Source organism: Caulobacter sp. S45 (assembly GCF_009765965.1).
Lineage (GTDB): Bacteria > Pseudomonadota > Alphaproteobacteria > Caulobacterales > Caulobacteraceae > CAHJWH01.
In genome coordinates, this window is record NZ_LMUL01000001.1 from 1473 (window position 1) to 3123 (window position 1651).

Sequence of the window (1651 nt, forward strand, 5' to 3'; positions counted from 1 at the left end):
AGGGGATCAGCTCCTTGTTGATGGCGTCGCCGTACGGCCCAAGGTTGGCCGAGTTCACCGCGTAGCTGTCGTCGTAATAGGGATTGGCGTGCTGGATCTCGACCACCAGGAAGCGGGGGAAGTGCGCCGACGTCCAGGATTTGTAGAGACTATAGGCCTCCTCCTGCTGGATACGGTTGTAACCGGCGAGGTGGAAGCGCTCGGAATAGTCCGGTTTCAGGTTCGGGTCGGGCGGCGTGGTGCGGAATGCGGAGATGTCGTCTGGGAAGTGGCCCTGGAAGACCATCAGCGGAAAGCGCGCGTCCGGGTGTTCCGCAAATCCCGCCGGCAACAGCACGTGCGCGCCGAGATAGACGTCGCGGCCCCAATAGGCCGAGAGCAGGGCGCTGCGGATGCGGATATGGCGCACGAACGGCGTGTCCGCCGGCGGAGTGATCGGGGCGATGACCTGGTCGAGCGTCAGCTTGAGCGACGCGGCGCCGCGGCCGATGTGGACCCGCAGGGGGCGGGAATAGAGGTTGCCGGGTTTCAGGTTCCACTGCTGCCCTTCGCCCATCTCTGGCGGCAGCTTGACGGTCGAGCCGTCGGCGCGATGGAAGGTCTCGTAGCGGTTCAGCACCGCCTGGATGGTGTAGTCGCCTGGGGGCAGGGCGGAGAGGCGCCGCACGGGCCAGCCATAGGCGTCGTCGCCGACCACCACACGACCGCCGGGGCGAAGGCCGTCGACGTTGCGTCCGAATATGAACGGCGTGCGCAGGGGCGCTTCGAGTTCGACCTGCAGGCGCGGCTCGGGGGTGGCCTTGGGCGAGACGATCAGCACCACCCTGCCGTCGATCGCGGTCGCGGTCGCGGTCTTGGCGGGGAGGGTGACGGTCACGCTCGCGGCGTGGGTGACGCCCGTGCCCGCGATCGCCCAGGCCAGTAAGGCGGTCGCTCTCGACTTAAGGCGCGATATCATTGCGTGTCCCCGACCTGCCGCGGCGGGCAGCAGAACTCAACTTGCCGGGCGGGGCAAGCCACGCGGCGGCGGGGTGTTCGAGCCGCGTGGGCGGGGCCCTGGGCGGGATCGGGTCCGCCGATGGCTCACCAGATGTGGACGCGATCCTCGGGGGCGACGTAGAGCTTGTCGCCGGGCTTGACGCCGTAAGCATCGTACCAGGCGTCCACATTGCGCACGACGGCGTTGACGCGCGCCGTCTCGGGCGAGTGCGGATCGGTGTGCAGGCGCTGGATCAGGGCGTCGTCGCGGGTCTTGCCACGCCACACCTGCGCCCAGCCCAGGAACACACGCTGGTCGCCGGTCAGTCCGTCCACGACGGGCGCGGGCTTGCCCTGCAGGCTGCGATGATAGGCCTCCAGCGCCAGGTTGATCCCGCCCATGTCGCCGATGTTCTCGCCCATGGTGAGCTGGCCGTTGATGTGTTCTCCCGGCAGCGGCTCGAAGGCGGAATACTGGGCGCCCAAGGCCTTGGTCTTGGCGTCGAACTTCTGCCCGTCGGCGGGGGTCCACCAGTCGCGCAGACGGCCGAGGCCGTCGGACTTGCGGCCCTGGTCGTCGAAGCCGTGGCTCATCTCGTGGCCGATCACCCCGCCGATGCCGCCGTAGTTGATGGCCGGGTCGGCCTGGGGATCGAAGAACGGCGGCTGCAGG

2 protein-coding genes are annotated in these 1651 nt (G+C 68.5%); both read right to left on the bottom strand.

All coding sequences use genetic code 11. From position 1 onward, the window contains the following. A partial coding sequence (locus GSQ87_RS00015; RefSeq protein ID WP_216838848.1) for a hypothetical protein occupies nucleotides 1–958 on the bottom strand: 958 nt, incomplete at its 3' end. Nucleotides 959–1083: 125 nt separating this feature from the next. Then, nucleotides 1084–1651 (bottom strand): M13-type metalloendopeptidase (locus tag GSQ87_RS00020; RefSeq protein WP_305764180.1); only part of this gene is annotated, 568 nt, incomplete at its 5' end.